Source organism: Paraburkholderia sp. BGA-UO-ETr-F12 (assembly GCF_059567945.1).
The window spans coordinates 161,522-181,127 of the sequence record NZ_JCAQOZ010000061.1; the positions used below are offsets into that span (position 1 = coordinate 161,522).

The following is a 19,606-nucleotide window of genomic DNA, read 5'->3' on the forward strand; positions in this document are numbered from 1 at the left end:
TATTTTTCTGATGCCTCGCTTCTTCGTCGGTACGCCTCTCAAGCCCGACGACATCATGCCGTTGCCCGATGACGTCACGCGCCACATCCTCGTACTGCGTTTGCAGCCCGGCGATTCGATCGTGCTTTTCAATGGCGAAGGCGGCGAATACAGCGCCGAACTCGTCGAAGTCGAACGCCGCTCGGCCAAAGTGAGAATTCACGAATTCCGCAATATCGAAGTGGAGCCGCCATATCACCTCACGCTCGCGCAAGGCATTGCCGGCGGCGACAAGATGGACTGGCTCATCGAGAAGGCCGTCGAACTCGGGGCATCGTGTTTCGTGCCGCTGACCACCACGCGCAGCGTCGTGCGTCTTTCCGGCGACCGCGCGCAGCGGCGGCATGTTCACTGGCAGGGCATTGTGCGGGCGTCGTGCGAACAATGCGGGCGCAATCGCCTGCCTGAGGTGATGCCGGTGCGCGAGATCGCTACATGGCTCGGCGCGCTCCCCCGCGCACCGGAAGAAGGCGAATTGCGCATTCTGCTGTCGCCCCGCGCCAGCATCAGCTTTTCAGCGCTGCCCGCCAATCCGCCGTTCGGGCGTGTAACGGTGCTGGTCGGCCCCGAAGGCGGTTTTTCCGCAGCGGAAGAAGCCGCTGCGACTGATCACGGATTTACGGCAGTCGGTCTCGGCCCGCGTGTGTTGCGTACCGAAACCGCCGGCATCGCGGTACTCTCGGCATTGGCCGCCCGCTGGGGCGGCTGGTAAGCCAAGCCACTGATTTGAAATGCAAAAGAGAAAGGCCCGCCAATTGGCGGGCCTTTCTCTTTTTGGCGGTGATGAGCAATGCTCAACGCATCCTTCAGGCAAACGAATAAAACACCCGGAACGCGACCTTGCGCTCGGCCCAGAACTCGGCCGCCTCGCGAAACACGTCGAGGAGCGTCTCGCGCCCTTCCTTATCGAACTTCTGCGCGACCGGCAACTGCTCGAGCACGATCACGAACCCGGGCTGCGTACCGGCCTTGTGGACCAGATCGGTCAGACAATCGTAGAGCGCGTCGTAATTCTTGCCGAAATGCTTCGGAAACAGAAACGACGTGGCAATGGTCTCCAGCACTTCCTGTTTGGACTGGGCATTCGCGCAGTACGCATAAAGAAAATGCTGGCCGAGTTGATTGGCCTCGTCAGCGAGATCCTGCACGCGAAACGCGCGGATCGACTGTACGATGTTCGGTCGTACGGTCTTGAAAAGGCTCATGGGCTCCTCGTTCGATGAAAGCACAGTGCTGCCTTCGCTCTGGTTATCCCGGCCTTGGTCGCCGGCGCGCATCCGCATGACGCGCTGGAACAAATTGCCGTCGCCGGCCGCGAAAAGATCCGTCGCGACTCCGGAGTCGTGCGCGTAGACGTTGTCGCTCATGCCGTTCATCCCGATGTCATTCAACAATACGATTAAAACTGGTGTAATGGTCGTCCGAGTAGTAACAGTTGTCGATCCGCTGTAGCGGACCTCCGCAGACGATGCGACGCGCCCCGCGGTTTCTCGAGCGAGGCGTGGGAACGGTGTATTCGTGGTAATAGCCGCGCCGATGCGGCGGTAGCAACCGTTCGCGATTGCCGAATACGATGCCGTCCTTCTCATACGGGTAAGGCCCGCCCGCGGCAATCAAGTTCAATGTATTGACTGCTTCGCGCGGCAACTGCGCCGCGGCGATGGTGCCCTGCACCTGTGCTTGTGTATCGGCGGGTGCCGTGTAGTCGCGCGCAAACGCGCCAGGCACGGAGCCGGATAAAGCGCAGAGCGTCAAAGCACCGATCAGCACGCCTTTAATGCGCTGCCACTTGCGTGCCATGAATCAAGGTTCCCCGCTGTTAGATCACGAGTTTTACGACCATGAAAGTCGTAAGGGTATCGCTAAAACCCCACAGAATCAACGTTCACCAGACCGGCAAACACATCCTATCGCGCGGGAAAGAGCCACGGAACTGGCTTTGACGACTTTTGACAGAATATTTAGCCTATACAAGCTAAAATTAGCTCAATCAAGCAAATACAGGGCAAAACCAGGCGCACACGGCGTCCGTTGCGTGGTTCGTTCTCTGGAGTGAAAGCCTTGCGGTTGCTGCAGCCTCTCAAAGGCTGAATGGTTTCATTCAGCCTTTTTTAGGGTGACTATCCCCTGTTCACCCGCAGGCGTGCCCGTTGCGGGCACGCCTTTTTTTTGCGTGACGCCCACAGTCGGGCGACGCCACGCTTCAGTCCCGGCTCAAGAATCAGCGGGCTGCGATTACGTCAGCCACCAGCAGCGCGGTCATGTTGACGATCCGGCGAACCGTCGCCGAGGCCGTCAGCACGTGCACCGGCTTGGCCGCGCCGAGCAGCATCGGACCAATCGCGATGTTGTTGCCCGCGGCGGTCTTCAGCAGGTTGTACGAGATGTTGGCCGCGTCGATGTTCGGCAGCACCAGCAGGTTCGCGTCGCCTTCGAGCGTCGAGTCGGGCAGCACTTCGCGGCGCAGGTTCGCGTCGAGCGCGAGGTCGCCGTGCATTTCGCCGTCCACTTGCAAGTCCGGCGCGCGCTCGCGCAAGATCGCCAGCGTGTCGCGCATTTTCTGCGCGGTCGGCGCATTGCTCGAGCCGAAGTTCGAATGCGACAGCAGCGCAACCTTCGGCTCGATACCGAAGCGGCGTACTTCTTCAGCCGCCATGATCGTGATCTCGGCCAGTTGCTCCGGCGTCGGGTCGACGTTCACGTGCGTGTCGACGAGGAAAATCTGCCGGTTCGGCAACACCAGCGCGTTCATTGCCGCGTAGACCTTCGCGCCTTCCTTCTTGCCGATCACCTGATCGATGAAGTGCAGGTGGCGATGCGTGGTGGACACCGTGCCGCAGATCATGCCGTCGGCCTCGCCGCGTTCCACCATCATCGCGCCGATCAGCGTGGTGCGGCGGCGCATTTCGAGCTTGGCCATCTGCTCGGTGATGCCCTTGCGCGACATCATCTTGTGATATTGCTGCCAGAAATCGCGGTAACGCTCGTCGTGATCGGTGTTCACGACCGTGTAGTCCTGCCCCGCGACCAGGCGCAGGCCATAACGCGCGATGCGCTGTTCGATCACCGCCGGACGACCGATCAGGATCGGCTTCGCGAGCTTTTCGTCGACGATGATCTGCATGGCGCGCAGCACGCGCTCTTCTTCGCCTTCCGCGAACACAATGCGCTTCTTCTCCGGCTCGACGCCGCGCGCCAGCTGGAAAATCGGCTTCATGGTGGTGCCGCTGTGGTACACGAACTGCTGCAGATGCTGTTCGTACGCTTCCATGTCCTCGATCGGACGCTCGGCAACACCCGAATCCATCGCGGCCTTCGCCACCGCCGGCGCGACCTTGACGATCAGGCGCGGGTCGAACGGCTTCGGAATCAGGTATTCCGGGCCAAACGAGAGATCCTGGATGCCATACGCAGTCGCGACGATATCGCTCTGCTCCTGGCGCGCCAGTTCGGCAATCGCGTTGACCGCGGCGATTTCCATTTCACGCGTGACGGTTGTCGCGCCCGCATCCAGCGCACCGCGGAACAGGAACGGGAACACCAGCACGTTGTTCACCTGGTTCGGGTAGTCCGTGCGGCCCGTGCAAAGCACGGCGTCCGGACGCACTTCGAGCGCCAGTTCCGGCAGGATTTCGGGGGTCGGATTGGCCAGCGCCAGAATCAGCGGCTTGTCGGCCATCTGCTTGACCATGTCCTGCTTGAGCACGCCGCCGGCCGAGAGGCCGAGGAAAATGTCCGCGCCGCCGATCGCCTCGGCAAGCGTGCGAGCGTCGGTTTCGCGTGCGAAGCGTTCCTTGTCCGGGTCCATCAACTCGACGCGGCCCTTATAGACCACGCCGGCCAGGTCAGTGACGGTGATGTTTTCGAGCGGCAGGCCGATGTCGACCAGCAGGTCCAGACACGCCAGTGCCGCTGCGCCCGCGCCGGACGACACCAGCTTGACGCTCTTGATGTCTTTACCGACCACCTTCAGGCCATTGGTGATAGCCGCCGCGACAACAATCGCCGTGCCATGCTGGTCGTCGTGGAAAACTGGAATCTTCATGCGCTTGCGGCATTCGCGCTCGACGATGAAGCAGTCCGGCGCCTTGATGTCTTCGAGGTTGATGCCGCCGAAGGTCGGTTCCAGCGCGGCGATCACGTCGACCAGCTTGTGCGGATCGGACTCGTTCAACTCGATATCGAACACGTCGATGCCGGCGAACTTCTTGAACAGGACAGCCTTGCCTTCCATGACCGGCTTCGACGCGAGCGGTCCGATGTTGCCCAGACCCAGCACGGCGGTGCCGTTCGTGACGACGCCGACCAGGTTGCTGCGCGCGGTGAAACGCGCGGCGTTCAGCGGATTCTCGACAATTTCCTCACACGCGAACGCGACGCCCGGCGAGTACGCCAGCGCGAGGTCGCGCTGGTTGATCATCTGCTTGGTCGGTGCGATCGCGATCTTCCCGGGAGTCGGGAACTCGTGATAATCGAGGGCGGCTTCGCGGAGTTTGCTATTGACGGGAGTCGACATAAGGCGGGCTTCGAAGTGCGGATTAGAATAGACGTTCGACGGCATTGTAGCCCCAATTGCCGGCCCAATTCCTTCAATACGGGTACAACTGCCGCGACTGAAACAGAGTGAAAGGCAAACGTCGCGCGGTCGGCTGATTGCCCGTCAAACCCGCGTCGAGTGCGAATAAAGTGTTTACCCGTTCGCGCTTCCGCATAATGCGCGCCGTTAGCAGCTTTTCGTTGCAGTTATCCGTTCATCCATCACCCCATGCTCTCCGAGTTCTCGCTGATCGATCGCTTCTTCGCCCGCCGCGCCGCCGCGGCACCCCGTGCCGATGACGGCTCACTCGGCATCGGCGACGACTGCGCGCTACTCGCGCCGCGGCGGGGAGAAATGCTGGCGATATCGACGGATATGCTGGTGGAAGGCCGTCACTTCTTTCCCGATGTCGATCCCGAGGCGCTCGGTCATAAGGCCCTCGCGGTGAACCTGTCGGACCTGGCCGCGATGGGTGCGAGACCGCAGGCGTTCACACTGGCGTTCTCCTTGCCCAAGGCCGACGAAGTCTGGCTGGCCGCCTTTAGCGAGGGGCTCTTCACTCTGGCCGAGCGCTATGGCTGCACTCTGATCGGCGGCGACACGACCGGTGGCCCATTGAATTTGTGCCTTACCGTGTTCGGCAGCGTGCCGCCGCAAGCCGCGCTGCGCCGCGACGCCGCGCAACCGGGCGACGACATCTGGATCTCCGGCACGCTTGGCGACGCCCGGGCGGGCCTGGGTGTGCAGCGCGGCGAGTGGTCTGCCGATGCCAGCGACACTGCGACGTTTCGTCGCGCCCTCGAACGCCCGGAGCCGCGCATCCGCCTGGGGCTCGCGTTGCGAGGAATCGCACACGCCGCGCTCGATCTGTCAGACGGACTTGCCGGCGACCTGCTGCACATCCTGAAACGCTCGAACGTGCAGGCCACTGTCGACGTCGACGCTGTGCCGAGATCAGACGCGCTGCGCCGCCTCTCGCCCGAAATCCAGCAACGTTGCACGCTAGCCGGCGGCGACGATTACGAACTGTGCTTCACCGCCCCGGCTGCGGCACGCGCCGCGGTCGAATCAGCCGGCCGCGAGGCCGCGATACCGGTCACGCGCATCGGTACAATAAGCGCTCTTCAATCGGCGGCCGACCGCCCGGCGATCGGCTGGCGCAATGCCGCCGGCACGCCGCTCACCCTGACGTTGCAAGGCTTCGACCATTTCCATGCAGACTGATCCCCCGCTGGTGCCCGCTGACGAAGTTATCGGCAATCCGCCGCCCAACGCGTCCGGGCCCCGCGCGCCACGCCCTCAGCCGCGCCGCGCCACCGCGCGCTTCATGCTGTCGCACCCGCTGCACATCCTGTCGCTGGGTTTCGGCAGCGGTTTATCGCCGGTTGCGCCGGGCACGGTCGGCACGCTGTTCGCATGGGCATCGTTCGCCGTCCTGAGCCGCTACTTGACCGTGGTCGACTGGGGCGTGCTGATCGTCGCCGGTTTTCTCGGCGGCATTGCGATTTGCGGCTTCACCGCCAAAAAGCTCGGCACCGACGATCCGTCGCCGGTCGTCTGGGACGAAATCGTCGCATTCTGGCTGGTGCTGCTGATGGTCACGCCGGTCACGCTGACCGGGCAGTTCGTCGCGTTCATCGTGTTCCGTTTCTTCGATATGGTGAAGCCGCCGCCCATCGGCTATTTCGATCGCCGACTGAAAGGTGGCTTTGGCATCATGTTCGATGACCTGGTCGCCGCGTTTTTCACGCTGCTCGTGATTGCGCTCTGGCGCATGTCGGTTTAACCGTTGCCGGTTGGCCAGTGCCGGCCAAGGGCTGCAAGCCGGCAGCCTCTTGCAGCAGTTCCCCGTTTTCCGGATTGATGTCATGCCTACCGATTCCGTGGTTCATCAGCTCGCGATTCGCGTGAGCAACCGTCTGCGCGACGAGCGCCTGATGCTCGTCACCGCCGAATCCTGCACGGGCGGCATGGTGGCAACCGCGATCACCGATATTTCCGGCAGCAGCGGCTGGTTCGAGCGCGGTTTCGTCACGTATTCGAATCAGGCCAAATCCGAGATGATCGGCGTGCCAGCCGAGCTGATCGAAAAGCACGGCGCGGTCAGCGAACAGGTGGCACGCGCGATGGCCGAGGGTGCGCTACGCAACAGCCGCGCGCAGGTGTCGTTGTCGATTACCGGCGTGGCCGGTCCGGGCGGCGGCACAGAAACCAAGCCGGTAGGCATGGTGTCGTTCGGCTGGAGCAATCGGCTGCATACATCCGTGGAAACCAAAGTATTCAAGGGCGACCGCGAGAAGATCCGCGTGCAGGCTGCCGCGCACGCGTTGCGCGGCGTGCTGGCCCTGCTCGACGAACGCGAACATTAACGTCCGGTTCAAACCCTGAGGCGCCATCACGATGCCCGACACGCTGACTTCAACCGCAGCCAAAGACGAACTGATCCGCCGCTTCGATCTGAAGCCGCATCCGGAAGGGGGATTCTTTAGCGAGACGTATCGGTCCGTGGACGCGGTTCTTCGCGATGACGGTTCGACGCAGATGCGCTCGGCGTCCACGGCGATTTACTACCTGCTCTGTGACGGCGCGCATTCGGCGTGGCACCGGATCAAATCCGACGAGGTCTGGCATTTCTACGCCGGCGAGCCGTTGAACGTTCATGTAATCGACGAAGCAGGTTCGTTGATTACGCACAGGCTGGGCAATGCGCTGGTCCATCCGGAGGCCGTGTTTCAGGCAGTGGTGCCCGCAGGCCGGTGGTTTGCCGCGGAATGTGCGGACCCGGCGACGTTCGCGCTGGTGGGCTGCACAGTCGCGCCAGGATTTGAATTCAGCGAATTCGAGCTGGCGGATATTGCAGCGCTGAAGGCGCAACATCCGCGGCATTCGGTGGTTATCGAGCGGCTGGGGCCAGCCGCTCAACCGGTCTGAACAGAAGCGCAAAGCGCTGCACAGCGCCGTCGCTTACCGGAACGCATTGATCCGATCACGCGTTTCCATCGCCGCTTTCGCCGCGGCCTCAGCGAAATCGTCGTCCTTGCCGGCATAAATAATCGCCCGCGACGAGTTGATCAGCATGCCGGTGCCGTTCGCTGTACGACCGGCATTGACCGTCGCCTGAACATCGCCGCCTTGCGCGCCGATGCCCGGAATCAGCAGCGGCATATCGCCGACGATTCCGCGCACCACTTCGATCTCTTTCGGGAACGTCGCGCCGACCACGAGACCCAGTTGGCCATTCGCGTTCCACTTATCCGCCGCCAGTTGCGCAACGACCTGATACAACGGACGTCCGCCCGTCTCCAGAAACTGCAGATCGGAGCCGCCCGGATTCGAGGTCCGGCACAACACGATCACGCCCTTGCCCGCGTGCTCCAGATACGGCTCGATCGAATCGAAACCCATATACGGATTCACCGTTACGGCATCCGCCTGATAGCGCTCGAACGCCTCGCGCGCGTACTGCTCGGCGGTGCTGCCGATGTCGCCACGCTTCGCGTCCAGAATCACCGGCAAGCCCGGGTGGTTCGCATGAATGTGCGCGATCAGTTGCTCGAGTTGATCTTCCGCGCGATGCGCCGCGAAGTACGCGATCTGAGGCTTGAACGAAGACGCATACGGCGCGGTGGCGTCGACGATGGTGCGGCAGAAGTCGAAAATCGCCTCGGGACGGCCCGCAAGCGCGCCCGGAAATTTGCTGGGCTCGGGATCGAGGCCGACGCACAGCAGCGAGTTCGTGCGCTGCCAGGCGTCGTTGAGTGTCTGGATGAAATTGGACATAGTGTGTCTCGCGGCGAGCCGATAACGGAAGTGGCGCGTATTTTACCTGTCTCGCGCGCGAGGCCGCGCCGACGCGCCACACCGGCGGGCGCCGCGGACGTGACAGATGCGCCCTGCCGGTCAGCCCGGCCTACTGACTACTGGCGCCGCCGCGATCCTCGCGTACCCGGCATCGAGCGCAAACCCGTGCGTTCAACGCTGAAGCGGAACGTGCGCGTCAGACGCTCGCCGCGTTTCAGCATCGTCATGCCGTTCTCGCACGCACCGCCCGCCAGATTCATCGCGTTGATCGGGTGATCCACCGGCTCGAAGCAGAAGAACTCTTCGCCGGGTGGCGTGTAGAGCACATAGTAGTCGGTGTCGGCGGCAATATTCAGCGACAGGCGCCGCTTCGGCCACACCACAGCCGCCTGCCCGCTCCAGCCCGTGAAGGCGTGATTGACGATGGCTTCCGGCAGCGGATACGCCACACCGAATTGCCACGCGGGCGGCGCCGGCACGTGACGCACCGGCAGCCAGTCGTCGCCGGAGAGCCACAAGCCGCCGGCGGCCGCGGACAGTTCGGTGTCCGTGTCGCGCACGAAAAACGGATGCACGCCCAAGCCGAAAGGCAACGCCTCGCGACCGGCATTCTCGATTTCCAGCGTGATGACGAGCGTGGGGCCGTCCAGCGAATAGGTTTGCGTCGCATGGAATGCGTACGGTTTGCCGTCCTGGCGATCGAGCGTCAGCCGGACATTTTCACGGTCCGCTTCGGCGACCTGCCAGGCAGAGAGCCAACCGTCGCCATGAATCGGCAGCGGTTCGTCGGCGCGATTGTTTGGCACTTCGATACGCCGCCCCGCCACATTGAAATGACCGCCGCCGATCCGGTTCGAATACGGCAGCAACGGATAGCAGGCCAGCTCGTTCGGCTGGGTATCGGCGGCGACATGGCGGCAGCGCCGGAAAATCGGCGTGAGCGCGCCGTCGTTACGCCAATCGAAACGGGTGATGCCGCCGCCGAGCGTCGGCGCGACGTCGAGACGCAGATGCGCGTTGGCAAGCGTAATACATGCAAGTTCGCCGCCGCTTGTCTCACCGACCGCAACCGCCGACGTACTCGGCCCCGGATGCACCGGATTGGCCGCCGCGTTGAGTCGCGCGCGCCGACTCTGGGAAGAAGCGGAAACAGGATTCGCAACAGTCATATCTGGCTCCATCGAGAGGCGTGGGACATTGCCGTCATTGCTGACGGATGCTGTTGGGCGATTTTCTTGAACCGGTCGCCTCTGGGTCCGAACGGCATGCTGCCGATTTGCTGCCACTGGTTTTGCGACATCGACTCTTTGCACTTTCTCAAACACGGCTCGACCACCCTCCGCTGCCGCCTCGACATCGAGGCCGGGCTATTTTGCGCTAGGCAGGCGAGCCTTGAAACACCGGCTCCTGCAAACCCTGTCGCCCAGGCGTTGCGATAAATACTCCGCCCGCGTGAGCATCGGTCGCGAGCGCCACGGCATCGAGATCGATGCGCGCGCTCGTAATGTACAGCGTGTCCAGTTGCGCGGCGTGTCCAGCGGGAAGTCCGCTCGGAGGACCGCCAAACGCGATGCAGCTCGGTTGCGCAGTCGGTACGTCGACGCGTTCGGTTTCCACGCCGTCGGGTCCATATCGCACCACTCGCCTGCCGCCCCATTGCGCATTCCACAGACCGCCGTCACCGTCGACGGTCGAACCGTCGGGTTCGCCGGTTGCGTCGGTCAATGTCGTGAAGACGCGATCGTTGGCGATGCTGCCGTCCGCGCGATAGTCGCACACGCGAATTTCACGCGTTGGCGAATCGCAGTAATACATCGTCGCACCGTCAGGACTGAACGCAATGCTGTTCGAGATCGCCGGCGCGGGTAACGGCAACCGCTCCAGCGACAAATCATGATTCAGCCGATAAAACCCGCCGAGCGCCCGCAGCGGAGAGCCTTCGTCCTTTGTGCCGAAGACGAAACGGCCCTGACGGTCGCAACGGCCGTCGTTCACGCGCGTATTCAAATCCGCTTCGACGTCGACGATATGCTGCGTCACACCTGTTGCCAGATCGAAGAACGCCAGATGCGTCGCCAATCCGAGCAGCAGGTAGCGGGGGTCGGCACACAACGCAAACGTGGCAAGACGCTCGGGCATGAGCCAGGACGTGCTTTGTCCGTCGCTCGGGTCATAGCGCCATAAACGCGCGCCTTCGATATCGGTCCAGTAGAGGCGGCCTGTTCTGGCGCACCACGTCGCGCCTTCGCCGAGCGTGCATTGCGTATCGAGCAGCAACGCCGCGCGAGGCGCCGGCTGAACTGTACGCGGCCCCGCACTCACGCCCAGCCTCCGTCGACAATGAGGTCCTGCGCGGTGATCATACGGCTGTCGTCCGCGGCGAGGAAAAGCGCCATGCGCGCGAGATCGGCGGGCAGCAGTTCAGCGTCGATGCACTGACCTTCCTTGATCGAACGACGGCCTGCGTCATCGAGCCACAAACGCTTCTGCTTTTCCGTCATCACCCAACCCGGCACCAGCGTATTGACGCGAATGTTGAAGTGACCGAGGTCGCGCGCGAGGCCGCGCGTCAAACCCTGCACCGCCGATTTCGACATCACATACACCGGATAGCCACCGTTCTTCAGCATCCAGCTGATCGAGCCGAGGTTGATGATCGAGCCGCTGTTGGCGGCTTTCATATCGTCCATCACCGCTTGCGCCGCGAAGAACTGGTGACGAATATTTACCGCGATGCCGGCGTCGAACGACTCGCGCGTCACTTCACCGATCGTGTGGCGCTTGTCGTTTGCCGCGTTGTTCACCAGCACCTGAATCGGGCCGAGCGCGGCCTTCACGTCGGCAATCGCTTTTTGCAGTGCGTCGATATCGGTCAGATCGCACGGCAAAAACATGGGCTTATGTTTCGAGTCGCCGAGTTCATCGGCGAGCGCTTCACCCGCGCTCGCATCGATATCGAAGAACGCGACGCGCGCGCCCTGCGCCGCGAAATGTTCGACGAACGATGCGCCGATACCGGTCGCACCACCCGTAATCAGTACGATTCGGTCGACGAGACTCGGATAGCGGGCAAACGCGCTGTCCGCGAGGCGGTCGTTTGCATTGGCCGGAGACGACATCGTTCGATTCCTTATAGAGCAAAGTAAGTGAGTCGCGAGTTGAGCGCGGGTTGGGTCCCGGGTTTAATCTCGCGAACCGCGGTTCTTCAACTGATCGAGCAGCACGGCGGCGAGCAGAATCGCGCCGCGCACAAGGTACTGGTAGAACGCGTCGATGTTCATCAGGTTCATCACGTTCTCGACCGTGCCCATGATCAGCACGCCGATCACGACACCGGAAATCGTCGCGCGACCGCCGAGCAGCGACACGCCGCCCAGCACGCAAGCCGAAATCACGTTCAGTTCGAAACCTTCCGCCGCGTTCGGCTGACCCGACGTAATCCGCGAAGCCAGAATCACACCCGCCAGCGCGGTAACAGCACCCTGAATCAGGAAAATATAAACGCGCGTGCGTTCGACGTTGATACCGGCGAGACGCGAGGCTTCCGGATTGCCGCCGATGGCCAGCGTGTTACGGCCATACACGGTCTGATTGAGCATCACGCCGAACACGATAAAGCACAGCAGCGTGACCCAGATCGGCAGCGACACGCCGAAGAAGCTCAGGCCGCCCAGCGCGATAAAGGTATCCGACGACACGCCCACGGCTTGCCCGTGCGACACGATGAAGCCGAGACCGCGGACGATTTCCATCGTCGCGAGCGTCGTGATCAGCGCGTTGATGCGCAGATAAGCGATCACCGCGCCGTTGACGAAACCGATCACCGCGCCCGCTGCCACCGCCGCGATGATCGCAATGAAGGTGTTACCGGTCGCGTTCAGGACCATCGCGCACAGCACACCCGCGAAGGCAACCGTCGAACCCACCGACAGGTCGAAATCGCGCGAGGCCAGACAGAACATCATCGTGCACGCGACCATGCCGATCTGCGAAATCGACAGCGCGAGACCGAGCATGTTCTCGATCGAGAAGAAGTGATCGACCGTCAGCGACATCGTGACGAACATCACGACGAAGATCAGGATCAGGCTGTACTCGGTGATCTGCTGCCACCATTTCGCCTTGTCGTTCGACTGCGGAATCAGCGCCTCAGCCGCGCCTTTGGCGGCTTGTTGCGCGAGGTTTTCTCTGGCTTGCATTTGAAGACTCCTCCCGTTCCCCACGGGTTGCCGGACTTTCGTCCAAGTAATGTTCAGGCCGCTTGCTCGGTGGCTGCGGTTCCGGGCATGGCGGTCGAGCTCTGCGGCAACGCGAGGCTCAACACCGTTTGTTCCGTTGCTTCCTTGCGCGACAGCTCGCCGGAAATGCGGCCCTGACGCATCACGACGATCCGGTCGGACACGCCGAGCACTTCCGGCAGTTCAGACGAAATCATCACGATCGCGCAGCCGCGTTCCGCAAGCTGATAAATCACGTTATAGATCTCATGCTTCGCACCCACATCGATTCCGCGGGTCGGCTCGTCGAGAATCACCACCTTCAGATCGGGCTCGGCCAACCAGCGCGACAGAATCGCCTTCTGCTGATTGCCGCCCGACAGAAAGCGAATCTTCTGGCGGCGGCTCGGCGTCTTGATCTTCAGAAGCTTGATGAAACGGTCCGCGGTTTCCGCTTCCTTCTTGCGGTCGAGGAACATCCCCGCCCGCAGATAGTGACGGCGGCAACTGATATTGATGTTCTCCGACACGGTCGCCATCGCGACGATGCCCTCTTCCTTGCGGTCTTCAGGGCACAGCACGATGCCGTGCCGGATCGCCTCGCCCGCGCTGCGCACCTTGATCGGCTTGCCGTCGAGCACGATTTCGCCAGCCTTCTTGTGGTCGGCGCCGTACACCAGGTGCATCAGCTCGCTACGGCCCGCGCCCACCAGACCGAAGAAACCGACGATCTCGCCGCGCCGCACTTCGAAGCTGGCCGGCTGCGCGAGCGCATGGCCTTCGATCGCTTTCGCCGCGAAGCGCACTTCGCCCAGCGGACGCGCCGAATAGTTGTAGATATCGGAAATTTCACGCCCGACCATTTCGCTCACGATGGTGTCGCGCGACACGCCTTCGAGCGTCGGATGCGAGGCGATCTTGCGGCCGTCGCGGAAAATCGTGCAGGCATCGCACAGCTCGTAAATCTCGTCCATGCGGTGCGAGATGTAGATCATCGCGCGGTTGTCGGCGCGCAGGTCGCGCACCAGCTTGAACAGCACCTCGGTCTCGCGATGCGACAGCGAGCTGGTCGGTTCATCCAGCGCAATCACGCGCGCGTTACGCAGCAAGGCCTTGCAGATTTCGACCATTTGCCGCTGTGCGATCGAGAGCTTTCTCAGCTTCGCGTTCGGATCGAGCGCCACGCCCATCGCTTCGAGACGTTCTTTGACGAAGCGCTTGGCTTCACGCTTGTTGACCCAGCCGAGCGAGTTCGGCAGTTGGCCCAACAACAGGTTTTCCGCGACCGTCAGATCGGGCACGTATTGCAGTTCCTGGTGAATCACAGCGATCCCCGCTGCGATCGACGCCGCCGCGCTCGTAAAGCGCACCTCATTGCCGTCGATCATCACGCGGCCGGAGTCGGGCTGATATTCACCGCCGAGAATCTTCAGCAGGGTCGATTTCCCTGCGCCGTTTTCGCCCATCAGGCCGTGCACCTGGCCGACGTTGACGTCGAAGGACACTCCGTCAAGCGCGCGCACGCCTGGAAAGACTTTGCCGATATTGTCAAAACGTAGCGTCGCTGACACTTCGCCTCCTATGTCGACGGAAGTTAGCGTTCTAACGCTTACTGCCGTCCCATTGCTTCGTATGAACCGTGCTTCTTCAGGTGCCTCATGGACACCAAGCGTGGTCTGTCTCAACTGCTCGTCTTTTATTGCTGCCGGTGAAGGCTGCCGATGCGCCCAATCCCTGGAGAATGACGCACCGGCAGTTCACTTCATTGCACTGCGTTACAACCAATGCTTACTTCGATGCAAGGCCCATCTTCTCGCGTACTTCACCCACGTTGTCACGCGTGGCCAGCATGCCGGTCGTCAACGTGAGCATCGGCGGTTCCTTGCCTTGGGTGATCCAGTCGTACATCAGCGTGGAGGTTTCTTCGCCGTGGCGCTTCGGGCTGATGATGACCGTGCCGTAGAAGCCGGTCGGCGAAGGCTTCTTGAACTCGTTCAAAGCCGAGTCCGAGCCGCCGATACCGATACCGATCATGTTGTCGGCCTTGAAGCCACGGCCTTCCGCTGCGCGCACCGCGCCGAGCACGGCCTCGTCGTTCAGACCGTAGGCGACCCAGTGCTTGAACTGCGGGTTCTTGGTGAACGCGATATTGGCGGCGTTGAAGGCGTTTTCCGTGTCGGTCTTCGCTTGCGGCGCTTCGATCACGTTGGCCTTCGGGAAACCTGCGGCGACGAGCGCGTCGGTTGCACCGGTGGTGCGATCCACTGCGGTCGGCAACTGGTTGTAGGTCACGTCGATCGCGCCCACGTCTTTCATGTCCCAGCCGCGCTTCTTGATTTCCGCAGCCAGACCGTCGCCCACCTGCTTGCCGATGTTGTACGCCGAGATGCCCATATGCGGCACCGATGCGATCGGCTTGCCGGCGCCGTCGACGAGGCGGTCGTCGACCGTCATCATCTTCAGGCCGTCTGCTTTCGCCTTGGCGACGATGCCCGGTCCGAGCTTGACGTCAGGCGTGCAGATCACAAAGCCTTGCGCTTTCTGAGCCGCCAGGTTGTCGATAGCGCTCATCACCTTCTCACCCGACGGCGCGCCGATCTTCACCAGCGTGAAGCCCTTTTGCTTGGCGGCGATTTCGGCGAACTTCCACTCGTCCTGGAACCACGGTTCTTCCGGCTGCTTCACGAGGAAGCCAATCTTCACCGGATCGGCAGCCTGCGCGACCGGTGCGTTGAAGAGCACACCCGCCGCCGCTGCTGCCAGCGTGAGGAAAATTCTTCGTTTCATAATGCGTGTCTCCTGACTAATTGATAACGAGAAGGTATCGGCCGCGTCTTCTTGTACCGGTTGTGACACACGCGGCCAGCGCGTCGTCCGGTGAAACTTTTCAGTCGTGATACAGCGCCGAGCGCCCGCCATCCACGGTGACGCAGGTAGCGTTGATGAACGGTGCTTCGTCCGAGGCGAGAAACACCGCCGTCATCGCCACTTCTTCCGGGCGGCCGATGCGCTTCATCGGTTGCAGATCGAGCGTTGCCTGTTTCGCGGCGGCCGGATCGGCTTGTTCGTTCCACCAGTCATGCGTCAGTTGCGTCTCGATGTAGCCCGGCGCGATTGCGTTGACCCGCACATTGCGTGGCGCGTACTCGATGCCGAGCGCGCGCGTCAAACCGATTACGCCGTGCTTCGCGACCGGGTACGGAAAGCATCCCGGAATGATCTTGAATGCATGCGTCGACGCGATATTCACGATGCTGCCCGCGCCGCGTTCGACCATGCCCGGCAACACCGCGCGACAGCCGTTCCATACGCCGTCGAGATCGACCGCGAAGCAGCGGCGCCAATCGTCGTCGGTCATTGTCAGCGGATCGCAGAACACGTTGATGCCGGCGTTGTTGACCAGCACGTCGAGCGCGCCGAACGTACGTTCCGCCTCGCTCACCGCGTGCTGAACCGACGCCGATTGCGTCACGTCCGTATGCACGGCCAGCGCACGCGCACCGGTTTGCGACTTGATCTGCTCCGCCGTCTGCCGCGCCGTTTCGATATCCAGCTCCGCCAGTACGACCGCCGCGCCCTCGCGCGCGAACGCGAATGCGATCGCCGCGCCGATGCCGCGCCCGGCACCGGTGATCAACGCAACCTTGTCGGCGAGCCGCTTCATTTCTTCGCGCCTGCGCGAGCGATGCGCAAGCCGTTGATAAACGCTTTCGCATGCGAGGCGGTCACCGCCGCGCTCTGGCCCGGCTTATACAGCGCCGAGCCGAGGCCGAAACCGTTCGCGCCGGCACTCAAAAACGGCCCCATGTTGTCCGGCGTGATTCCGCCGACGGGCACCAGCGGCACCTGCGCCGCGATCACCGCGCGCCACGCCTTCACGACCTGGCAGCCGAGTTGTTCCGCAGGGAACATCTTCAGCACGTCCGCGCCGTTTTTCAGCGCGAGGAAGGCTTCGTTCGGCGTGGCCACGCCCGGCGCGCACGCCATGCCCTGCGCCTTCGCGGCGCTGACGACTTCCGGATCGCTATGCGGCATCACGATCAGCTCGCCGCCGGCGGACTTGACGTCGCTGACAAAACCCGGGTGCAGCACCGTGCCGGCACCGACGATCGCATCGGCCGGCAAGGTCTTGCGGATCGCCGCGATGCTGTCGAACGGTTGCGGCGAATTCAACGGCACTTCGACGATGCGAAAGCCGGCTTCGTACAGCGCCTGAGCGTGCTCGGCGGCATCGGCGGGTGTCACGCCGCGCATGATCGCGATCAGCGGACAGACCTCGAACGCCGCGATCAGACCCGCGTGCGGCATGTATGGGGCGGGCAGATTGATGTGAGGTTGCATGTCGGTTCCTTGTTTCGTGAGCGGCGGCGCTACCGGTTAGCCCGCGTGCGCCGCTTGGGGCGTCGGATTGACGAGCCCCGCCTGGGTCGCGACGCGCCACAAGCCGCGTTCGGTGGCGTACTTCACCAGCTCCGCGTGAGGGCAGCCGAATTGTGCGAGTGCGACGCGATAGCGCTCGCACAGCGCCTCGTTGCCGATCAGGCGCAACTGCTGCCCGGCGAGCGAGTTGTGCTGTTGCCCGAGCACGGCTTCGAGACCGGCCAGTTCGTGCCCGATTAGCAGGCCCGACAGATAGTCCGGCTGCTGTTCGCGCGAAAGTTGTCCAGTGAGCCCGAGCGTGCGGGCGCTGAATACGGTAGCCAGCAGGCCCGCCTGACCTTTGTCGCGGGCGATCTTCACGCCGTGCAGGAATGCATCGGTATCCGGACGATCTGGCGTATCCATCGTGCGGCCGAGGATGGTGTGCTCGCGCAGTGCTGCGAACACTTCACCGGTCATGAAGGTATGAAAACGTTCGATGCGGCCTGCCTGCACGACGGCCCACTTCGCGTGGGTGCCAGGCAAGCCGATCAGCGCGCGCTTACCGCTGTCCGCGCCGCCCGAGTCATGACTGAGCGCCCCGAAGATCTGGGTTTCCTCGCCGCGCATTACATTCGGCAGGTCGCCGCGCTGCAGGACGCCCGGCACGATGTGCAGCGTCACGCCGCCCGCGGCTTTGACACGGACGATGCCGGCCACCAGCGCATCGGCATTTGCCGGTGCGTCGACATACGGAGCCTCGACCCAGCCTTGCGCGCTGCCGACCATGCCTGCGGCGATCACCGGCACGCCGGGTGCCTGCTCGAGCCAGGCGCCGCACGCGTCATCGAAGGCGGCGTCGAAGCCACCCTGTTCCGCGCTGCGCGGCAGATTCATGATGCCGGCCGTCGAGGCCCGGGTTGCCAGTACGTTACCGGCTGCGTCGTACAGATACGCGCGCAACGACGTCGTACCCCAATCGAGCGCGATCAGCGCGGCGTGCTGGAGCCTGGCGTCGGCGGCCGCGGTGCCGTTCACCGGATCGAGCGCCTGCGTTTGAGAACCCGCTTGCTTCATCGTTTGATCCTGCGCGTTGCCGGTTGCGGCGCACGCCAGCCGAGTTCTTCCGAGATCGCGCGCGCTTCGCGCTGCACGACCGGGATCAGTTCATCCATGCGTTCGAGCGACATATACGGAATCGTGCTCGCCACCGACAGCGCCGCCACCACCGAGCCCGATGCGTCGCGCACCGGCGCTGCGACGCAACGGATCGATGCTTCGTTTTCTTCGAGGTCGAAGGTATAGCCGCCGGCAGCGTAGCTGGTCATGCGCTGCATGAAGGTTGGCGCGTCGGGGCGGTTATCCGGCTTGAAACTGACGCCGGCGAGCGCGCGCCGCGATGCTTCGAAAAGCGACTGCCACACATCCGGCGTGAGGTCGAGCATCATGGCTTTGCCGATACCCGTCGACGCCAGCGGCATCCGGTGACCGACGCGCGAGCGCATTTCGAGGCCACGGGTGCCGGGGATTTTGTCGATGTACAGCACGTCGTCGCCGTCGCGCACGCCTAGGTGGATCGTGTCGAGTGTCTGCTCAGCGAGCGATTCGAGATGGGGACGCGCGACTGCGGTGAGCGGCATCTGTTCGAGCGCGATGGTGCCGAGTTCGATCAGCTTCGGGCCGAGCAGATAGCCGCCTTGCACCTGGCGGAGATAGCGCGCCTGCACGAGGCTGCTCACCAACCGGTGCGTGGTGCTGCGCGTCGTGCCGAGTGCGGCGCCGAAGGTGCGCAGATCGCGTACGCCGGCGGCGGCGGCTTCCAGAATCGCGAGGCCGCGCAACAGCGTTTGGGTACCGGCTTGTTGCGGTGTGACGTCGAGCAGCGTGCTCGGCAACGCGATTTCGTCGACCACGGCCGGTTGCGCGCCGGCGCGCGGGGCTTTGGCGGCATGAACCTGCTGTGGCGTTGCACGGGTCGCGTGATTGGCTGAAGGCGCCAGCTCGGCTTCGGACGCGCTCGCGGCGTGAGTGGGCATCGCTTTATTCATGGCGATTGGCTTTTCGATGGTTTTTTGCGCTTACAGCGCGGGACCGGAGAGGAGGCCTGTTTTGCTCGCAGTTTTGTTCGCGGCACAGGGCGGGTAGCCGGTGGCGCGGACATGCGGGTGCTGCCTTTGGGTCTTGGGCATGGGTTGGCTTGTCTCCGGTTTTTTTCTTGCTGTCGCTCGGTGTGGCCGTTCTTTTCTCTGGCCTAACGAAGCGTGTTGGCTGGATTGTAGGGCGGTTTTTTGAAAAGCTCCAATATGTGAGTGCTGGATTCATATAATGGGATTTGGCCGTGCCGGGGGCTGGGTTTTGGGTTTTTGGCCTGCTCGGCGGGTCTGGTTTTTTTTGGCGTTGCCTTGCTGTCGTAGTGGTCTGTTCTGGTGTTGGTCTTTTGGCCTTTCCTTGATTTGTTCGTGGTCTGTTTGGGTTGGTCTTTTGGCCTTTCCTTGAATTGTTAGTGGTCTATTAGCGTTGCCCCTGTGCGGGGGGGCCTGTCAGTAATTTCGTGTTTGAGGCATAACATGTCGCCAAGGAGTGACTATGCCTCGCAAACCGAAAGCCAAGCCGGTAGACCTGCCGGCAATTCCCGCCGAGCTGCTTGAACAGT

19 protein-coding genes are annotated in these 19,606 nt (G+C 62.7%); 5 read left to right on the forward strand and 14 right to left on the reverse strand.

The genetic code is table 11. The features are described from left to right. Positions 1–10: 10 nt before the first annotated feature. Positions 11–751: a 16S rRNA (uracil(1498)-N(3))-methyltransferase gene (locus tag AC57B6_RS29910; RefSeq protein WP_030100950.1), complete on the forward strand. Its 741-nt coding sequence runs from the start codon at positions 11–13 to the stop codon at positions 749–751. A 94-nt stretch (positions 752–845) separates the two neighbouring features. Here AC57B6_RS29910 and AC57B6_RS29915 read toward each other — a convergent pair whose 3' ends face one another. The 3 genes from AC57B6_RS29915 to AC57B6_RS29925 form a co-directional block, all read right to left on the reverse strand. Then, entirely contained in the window at positions 846–1,406 is a 561-nt protein-coding gene (locus AC57B6_RS29915) for a barstar family protein (RefSeq protein WP_028196426.1), read from the reverse strand. Positions 1,407–1,422: 16 nt separating this feature from the next. Further along, entirely contained in the window at positions 1,423–1,839 is a 417-nt protein-coding gene (locus AC57B6_RS29920) for a ribonuclease (RefSeq protein ID WP_028196427.1), read from the reverse strand. A gap of 421 nt (positions 1,840–2,260) precedes the next feature. Further along, positions 2,261–4,600 (reverse strand): NADP-dependent malic enzyme, encoded by a 2,340-nt coding sequence (locus AC57B6_RS29925; RefSeq protein ID WP_028196428.1) that lies wholly within the window; start codon positions 4,598–4,600, stop codon positions 2,261–2,263. A 204-nt stretch (positions 4,601–4,804) separates the two neighbouring features. Between AC57B6_RS29925 and thiL the strand changes: the two genes are divergently transcribed. From thiL to AC57B6_RS29945, 4 genes are all read left to right on the forward strand, one after another. After that, the gene (thiL, locus tag AC57B6_RS29930; protein ID WP_030100948.1) at positions 4,805–5,800 is read left to right on the forward strand and encodes a thiamine-phosphate kinase; all 996 of its coding nucleotides are present in this window, start codon (positions 4,805–4,807) and stop codon (positions 5,798–5,800) included. After that, positions 5,790–6,362 carry a phosphatidylglycerophosphatase A family protein gene (locus tag AC57B6_RS29935; protein WP_178369244.1) on the forward strand — a complete coding sequence of 191 codons (573 nt, stop codon included), beginning with the start codon at positions 5,790–5,792 and terminating at the stop codon, positions 6,360–6,362. The genes thiL and AC57B6_RS29935 overlap by 11 nt, the downstream gene beginning before the upstream one ends. Positions 6,363–6,444: 82 nt before the next feature. Then, entirely contained in the window at positions 6,445–6,945 is a 501-nt protein-coding gene (locus AC57B6_RS29940) for a CinA family protein (protein WP_028196431.1), read from the forward strand. A gap of 31 nt (positions 6,946–6,976) precedes the next feature. Beyond that, entirely contained in the window at positions 6,977–7,507 is a 531-nt protein-coding gene (locus AC57B6_RS29945; RefSeq protein WP_496422701.1) for a cupin domain-containing protein, read from the forward strand. A gap of 33 nt (positions 7,508–7,540) precedes the next feature. Here the strand turns inward: AC57B6_RS29945 and pyrF are convergent, their stop codons facing one another. The 11 genes from pyrF to AC57B6_RS30000 all read right to left on the reverse strand — a co-directional run bounded on the left by pyrF (position 7,541) and on the right by AC57B6_RS30000 (position 19,001). After that, positions 7,541–8,356, reverse strand: a complete 816-nt coding sequence (pyrF, locus tag AC57B6_RS29950; RefSeq protein WP_496422702.1) for an orotidine-5'-phosphate decarboxylase — start codon at positions 8,354–8,356, stop codon at positions 7,541–7,543. A 137-nt stretch (positions 8,357–8,493) separates the two neighbouring features. Then, positions 8,494–9,546: an aldose 1-epimerase gene (locus AC57B6_RS29955; protein ID WP_028196434.1), complete on the reverse strand. Its 1,053-nt coding sequence runs from the start codon at positions 9,544–9,546 to the stop codon at positions 8,494–8,496. 208 nt (positions 9,547–9,754) lie between these two features. Then, the gene (locus tag AC57B6_RS29960) at positions 9,755–10,699 is read right to left on the reverse strand and encodes an SMP-30/gluconolactonase/LRE family protein (RefSeq protein ID WP_496422703.1); all 945 of its coding nucleotides are present in this window, start codon (positions 10,697–10,699) and stop codon (positions 9,755–9,757) included. Then, positions 10,696–11,496 (reverse strand): SDR family NAD(P)-dependent oxidoreductase, encoded by an 801-nt coding sequence (locus AC57B6_RS29965; RefSeq protein ID WP_028196436.1) that lies wholly within the window; start codon positions 11,494–11,496, stop codon positions 10,696–10,698. The genes AC57B6_RS29960 and AC57B6_RS29965 overlap by 4 nt, the downstream gene beginning before the upstream one ends. Before the next feature lie 63 nt (positions 11,497–11,559). Further along, positions 11,560–12,576, reverse strand: coding sequence for an L-arabinose ABC transporter permease AraH (gene araH / locus AC57B6_RS29970; protein ID WP_028196437.1), 1,017 nt, complete (start codon positions 12,574–12,576; stop codon positions 11,560–11,562). A 53-nt stretch (positions 12,577–12,629) separates the two neighbouring features. Then, complete coding sequence (gene araG / locus AC57B6_RS29975) at positions 12,630–14,165, reverse strand: L-arabinose ABC transporter ATP-binding protein AraG (protein WP_144193339.1); 1,536 nt, start codon at positions 14,163–14,165, stop codon at positions 12,630–12,632. A gap of 217 nt (positions 14,166–14,382) precedes the next feature. Further along, positions 14,383–15,381, reverse strand: coding sequence for an arabinose ABC transporter substrate-binding protein (locus AC57B6_RS29980; RefSeq protein ID WP_028196439.1), 999 nt, complete (start codon positions 15,379–15,381; stop codon positions 14,383–14,385). 100 nt (positions 15,382–15,481) lie between these two features. Further along, a complete protein-coding gene (locus AC57B6_RS29985) occupies positions 15,482–16,258 on the reverse strand; it encodes an SDR family oxidoreductase (protein ID WP_178369240.1) in 777 nt (258 codons plus the stop codon). After that, a complete protein-coding gene (locus tag AC57B6_RS29990; RefSeq protein WP_030100941.1) occupies positions 16,255–16,935 on the reverse strand; it encodes a 2-dehydro-3-deoxy-6-phosphogalactonate aldolase in 681 nt (226 codons plus the stop codon). Before AC57B6_RS29990 ends, AC57B6_RS29985 begins: the two co-directional genes overlap by 4 nt. 36 nt (positions 16,936–16,971) lie before the next feature. Further along, positions 16,972–18,030 carry a 2-dehydro-3-deoxygalactonokinase gene (locus tag AC57B6_RS29995; RefSeq protein ID WP_252888446.1) on the reverse strand — a complete coding sequence of 353 codons (1,059 nt, stop codon included), beginning with the start codon at positions 18,028–18,030 and terminating at the stop codon, positions 16,972–16,974. Next, positions 18,027–19,001 carry an IclR family transcriptional regulator gene (locus AC57B6_RS30000; protein WP_028196443.1) on the reverse strand — a complete coding sequence of 325 codons (975 nt, stop codon included), beginning with the start codon at positions 18,999–19,001 and terminating at the stop codon, positions 18,027–18,029. The genes AC57B6_RS29995 and AC57B6_RS30000 overlap by 4 nt, the downstream gene beginning before the upstream one ends. Positions 19,002–19,606: the final 605 nt, after the last annotated feature.

Coding starts and splice junctions, on each gene's coding strand:
- AC57B6_RS29910 (WP_030100950.1), top strand. CDS start 11: ATGCCTCGCTTCTTCGTCGGTACGCCTCTCAAGCCCGACGACATCATG.
- AC57B6_RS29915 (WP_028196426.1), bottom strand. CDS start 1,406: ATGAGCGACAACGTCTACGCGCACGACTCCGGAGTCGCGACGGATCTT.
- AC57B6_RS29920 (WP_028196427.1), bottom strand. CDS start 1,839: ATGGCACGCAAGTGGCAGCGCATTAAAGGCGTGCTGATCGGTGCTTTG.
- AC57B6_RS29925 (WP_028196428.1), bottom strand. CDS start 4,600: ATGCCGTCGAACGTCTATTCTAATCCGCACTTCGAAGCCCGCCTTATG.
- thiL (WP_030100948.1), top strand. CDS start 4,805: ATGCTCTCCGAGTTCTCGCTGATCGATCGCTTCTTCGCCCGCCGCGCC.
- AC57B6_RS29935 (WP_178369244.1), top strand. CDS start 5,790: ATGCAGACTGATCCCCCGCTGGTGCCCGCTGACGAAGTTATCGGCAAT.
- AC57B6_RS29940 (WP_028196431.1), top strand. CDS start 6,445: ATGCCTACCGATTCCGTGGTTCATCAGCTCGCGATTCGCGTGAGCAAC.
- AC57B6_RS29945 (WP_496422701.1), top strand. CDS start 6,977: ATGCCCGACACGCTGACTTCAACCGCAGCCAAAGACGAACTGATCCGC.
- pyrF (WP_496422702.1), bottom strand. CDS start 8,356: ATGTCCAATTTCATCCAGACACTCAACGACGCCTGGCAGCGCACGAAC.
- AC57B6_RS29955 (WP_028196434.1), bottom strand. CDS start 9,546: ATGACTGTTGCGAATCCTGTTTCCGCTTCTTCCCAGAGTCGGCGCGCG.
- AC57B6_RS29965 (WP_028196436.1), bottom strand. CDS start 11,496: ATGTCGTCTCCGGCCAATGCAAACGACCGCCTCGCGGACAGCGCGTTT.
- araH (WP_028196437.1), bottom strand. CDS start 12,576: ATGCAAGCCAGAGAAAACCTCGCGCAACAAGCCGCCAAAGGCGCGGCT.
- AC57B6_RS29980 (WP_028196439.1), bottom strand. CDS start 15,381: ATGAAACGAAGAATTTTCCTCACGCTGGCAGCAGCGGCGGCGGGTGTG.
- AC57B6_RS29985 (WP_178369240.1), bottom strand. CDS start 16,258: ATGAAGCGGCTCGCCGACAAGGTTGCGTTGATCACCGGTGCCGGGCGC.
- AC57B6_RS29990 (WP_030100941.1), bottom strand. CDS start 16,935: ATGCAACCTCACATCAATCTGCCCGCCCCATACATGCCGCACGCGGGT.
- AC57B6_RS29995 (WP_252888446.1), bottom strand. CDS start 18,030: ATGAAGCAAGCGGGTTCTCAAACGCAGGCGCTCGATCCGGTGAACGGC.
- AC57B6_RS30000 (WP_028196443.1), bottom strand. CDS start 19,001: ATGAATAAAGCGATGCCCACTCACGCCGCGAGCGCGTCCGAAGCCGAG.